Annotated in this window: 3 protein-coding genes; all 3 read right to left on the reverse strand. The window is 71.9% G+C overall.

From position 1 onward, the window contains the following. Nucleotides 1–2,674, reverse strand: a 2,674-nt coding sequence (gene alaS / locus ACFU5G_RS29340) for an alanine--tRNA ligase (protein ID WP_377252573.1), incomplete at its 3' end; no start/stop codon positions are given. 157 nt (nt 2,675–2,831) lie between these two features. Further along, nucleotides 2,832–3,086 (reverse strand): hypothetical protein, encoded by a 255-nt coding sequence (locus tag ACFU5G_RS29345; RefSeq protein WP_377252574.1) that lies wholly within the window; start codon nt 3,084–3,086, stop codon nt 2,832–2,834. Continuing rightward, nucleotides 3,083–3,481, reverse strand: coding sequence for a DUF948 domain-containing protein (locus tag ACFU5G_RS29350; RefSeq protein WP_377252576.1), 399 nt, complete (start codon nt 3,479–3,481; stop codon nt 3,083–3,085). The genes ACFU5G_RS29345 and ACFU5G_RS29350 overlap by 4 nt, the downstream gene beginning before the upstream one ends. Between the last annotated feature and the right edge of the window lie 688 nt (nt 3,482–4,169).

Raw genomic sequence — 4,169 nt, forward strand, 5'->3', positions numbered from 1 at the left:
GGCGCACGCCCTCGGCGATGCCCGCGAGGGCCTCGCCGAGCTTGGCCGGGTCGGTGCCGCCGCCCTGGGCCATGTCCGGCTTGCCGCCGCCACCGCCGCCGAGGGTCTGGGCGGCCGTGCGCACCAGGTCGCCGGCCTTGTAGCCGGCCGCGCGGGCGGCGGCGTTGGTCACGACCACCACGACGGGGCGGCCGCCCGACACGCCGCCGGCGGCGGCCACGACGGGCTCGGCCTCGCCGAGGCGGCCGCGCACGTCGAGTACGAGGGCCCGCAGGTCGTCGGCCTGGGCCTCACCGGCGTCGTGCGTGACGACGCGGACGTCGCCGACGCGCGGAGCCTCGGCGGCGAGCTTGCCGGCGACGGCCAGGAGCTGGCCCTGCCGCAGCGTGGCGAGCTCCTTCTCGGCCTCCTTCAGGCGCGTCACGAGCGAGCCGACCCGCTCGTGCAGGTCCTCGGGACGCGTGTTGAGCAGGCCGGTGAGCTGGCCCACCAGGGCGTGCTCCTTGGCCTGGAAGCCGTAGGCGCCGTCGCCCACCAGGGCGTCGACGCGGCGCACGCCGGAGCCGATCGACGACTCGCCCAGCAGCGTGACCCGGCCGAGCTGGCCGGTCTGCTTGACGTGCGTGCCGGCGCACAGCTCGCGCGACCAGTCGTCGCCGATCGAGACCACGCGCACGACGTCGCCGTACTTCTCGCCGAACAGCGCCATGGCGCCGGCCTCGCGGGCCTGGGCGATCGGCATGAGCTGGTCGGTGACCTCGAGGTTGTCGGCGAGGCGCACGTTGACGCGCTCCTCGATCTCCGTCAGGGCGGACGCCGAGACGGCCGACGGCGAGCGGAAGTCGAACCGGATGCGGCTCGGGGCGTTCTCCGAGCCGGCCTGGGTGCGGTCCGGGCCGACGAGCTCGTGCAGCGCCTTGTGGATCATGTGCGTGGCCGAGTGGGCGCGGCTGATGGCCTTGCGGCGAGCCGTGTCGATCTGCGCGGTGCCCGGGTCGCCCAGGGCGGCCGTGCCCTCGACCAGGCGGCCGCGGTGCACGTTCAGGCCCTTGATCGGGCGCTGGACGTCGTCCACCTCGATGGTGGCGCCGCTGTCGAGCACGATCGTGCCGTGGTCGGCGAGCTGGCCGCCGGCCTCGGCGTAGAACGGCGTGCGGTCGAGGACCACCTCGATCTCGGCCGGGGCGGTGACGGCGGGAGCGGGCACGCCGCCGCTGAGCAGGCCCACGACGCGCACGGTGGCGTCGGTCTGCGTGTAGCCGAGGAACTCGACGGGAGCGGTGAGCTCCTTCTCCAGGGCCTCGTAGGCGGCGACGTCGGCCCCGCCGGTGCGCTTGGCCAGCGCGTCGGCGCGGGCGCGGGTGCGCTGCTCCTGCATGAGCGAGCGGAAGGCCTTCTCGTCCACCTGGACGCCCTGCTCGGCGGCCATCTCGAGGGTCAGGTCGATCGGGAAGCCGTAGGTGTCGTGCAGCTGGAAGGCGGCGTCGCCCGGCAGCACCAGGTGGTCGCCACCCTGCTTCTTCAGGTTGGCGACGGCGTTGTCGAGGATGCCGGTGCCGGACACCAGGGTGCGCCGGAAGGCCTCCTCCTCGGCGTACGCGACGGCCGAGATCTGCTCGAAGTTGGTGCCCAGCTCCGGGTAGGAGGGAGCCATCGCGTCCTTGGAGACCGGCAGCAGCGACGGCAGGGCCACGCCGTCGACGCCGAGCAGACGCATGGCGCGCACGGAGCGGCGCAGCAGGCGGCGCAGCACGTAGCCGCGGCCCTCGTTGGAGGGGCGGACGCCGTCGCCGATGATCATCAGGGCCGAGCGGACATGGTCGGCCACGACGCGCATGCGCACGTCGTCGTCGTGGTTCTCGCCGTACTTCTTGCCGGACAGCTTCTCGGCGGCCTCGATGACGGGGAAGACCTCGTCGATCTCGTACATGTTGTCCTTGCCCTGGAGCAGGAAGGCAACACGCTCGAGGCCCATGCCGGTGTCGATGTTCTTCTTGGCGAGCTCACCGACGATCCGGAAGTCCTCCTTGGACCTCACGTCGTCGATGGCGTACTGCATGAACACCAGGTTCCAGATCTCGACGAAGCGGTCGCCGCCCTCGTCGATCAGCGGGCCGCCGTCGGGGCCGAAGGCGGGGCCGCGGTCGTAGAAGATCTCCGAGCACGGGCCGGCCGGGCCGGGCTGGCCGGTGGACCAGTAGTTGTCCTTCTTGCCGAGGCCCTGGATGCGCTCGTCGGGCAGGCCGACGATGTCCTTCCAGAGCTGGCGGGCCTCGTCGTCCTCGTAGTAGACGGTGACCCACAGCTTGTCGGGGTCGATGCCCAGCCTGCCGTCCTCCAGGGAGCCCGTCAGGAAGTCCCAGGCGAACCGGATGGCGTCGGCCTTGAAGTAGTCGCCGAACGAGAAGTTGCCGTTCATCTGGAAGAACGTGCCGTGCCGCGTCGTCTTGCCCACGTCGTCGATGTCGAGCGTGCGCACGCACTTCTGCACGCTGGTGGCGCGGGTCCACGGCGGGGTCTGCTGGGCCGTCATGTACGGGATGAACGGCACCATGCCCGCGATGGTGAACAGCGTCGACGGGTCCGGGGAGATCAGCGACGCCGACGGCACCACCGCGTGGCCCTGAGCTTCGAAGTAGTCGAGCCAACGCTTGCGGATCTCGGCGGTGCGCATGAGGTCAGTGGTCCTTCTTCTCGGTCGTACTGGTGGGTCGTACTGGTGGGTCGCACTGGAGGGTGCACGAATTCTGGCGCCACGGTTGTCCGGGCACGTGCCTATTCTGCCGCTGGTAGCGCGGCAGACGGAAACTGAAAGATCGGGCGGTGCCCCGTTACCGCTGGTGGCCCGGCAGCTCGCCGCGCAGCGACGCCATGAGCTCGGCCTCCCGCTCGGCGCGCGCCGTCGCGAAGTCCGAGCGGAACGTGTGCGCCATCCGGTTGAGCCGCACGCCGGCGTCGTCCACCGCGGCGGCCGCACGCTCGCTCACGGCCTCGGGCGTGTACCGGGCGACGATCTGGCGGCCCTTGTGGATCACGACCACGGTGACGGCCACGCCGACGCCGACCCAGAACAGGCGGCGGATCACGCCTCGGCCCCGTTCGCGTCGGTGTGCCGGCCGGACCGGCCCTTGGCCTGGCCGAACGCCTGCCGCACCCCGTAGGAGAACGCCGAGACCTTGACGAGCGGCTTGCCCAGCGTCGCCGCGTACAGGCCCGTCAGCGCGGACACGTTCTCGCTGACCGAGGCCGCGGACGTGGTGATCGTGTCGACCTTGACGAGCTGCGTGTTCGCGGAGGCGACGGTGCTCGCGGCCTCGTCGAGGATCGGCACCGAGTGCTCGGTGACGTCCTTGACGCTGAGGCGCGCCTCGTCCAGGAGCTTGCCCAGCTTCCACAACGGGACGGCGAGAAAGCCCACGAGGAGCACGAACGCGATCGCCGCGATCAGTCCCGCCACGTCTCCGAGGTCGCCGAGGGTCATGCGCAAGCTCCTGCCTGAAGGTCCGTGGATGTCCGGCACCGACGTCTCACTGACGTCTGCCGGGGTCGACGATCACCCTATCCCCCTGGCGGCCCCCCTCGCCCGTCGCCCCGCGGTGCCCGCCCGGGTCCAGGCGATGCGGCGCTGAAGGTAGGGCCCGTCGACTCCGGCGTCGAACGTAGGGTCCGTCGGCTCATGTGCCCTCATGCAGCGACGCACCCTACGTTCGACGGCGCCTGGCGCGGTGTGGCAGCGCGCGGGGGGTGCGGTGCCGCAGGTGCGCGCTGTCGGCGCATGCACCGTCGGACCGGGCGGATCCGCCGTCGGTCCCCACGCCTGGCATTGCGCGCGGGCACGAGCGGCGCGGGAGCCCGGCGTCGAACGTAGGGCCCGTCGGCTCCGGCGTCGAACGTAGGGCCCGTCGGCTCATGTGCCCTCATGAAGCGACGCACCCTACGTTCGACGCCGCCAGGCACGTGGGGCAGCGCGCGGGGGGTGCGGTGCCGCAGGTGCGCACTGTCGGCGCATCCGCCGCCGGACCAGGCGCATCCGCCGTCGGTCCCCAGGCCTGGCGTGGCGCGCGGGTACCAGCGGCGCGGGAGCCCGGCGTCGAACGTAGAGTTCGTCGGCTCCGGCGTCGAACGTAGGGTCCGTCGGCTCATGTGCCCTTATGAAGCGACGGACCCTA

The organism is Promicromonospora sp. NPDC057488, assembly GCF_042802395.1.
Lineage (GTDB): Bacteria > Actinomycetota > Actinomycetes > Actinomycetales > Cellulomonadaceae > Promicromonospora.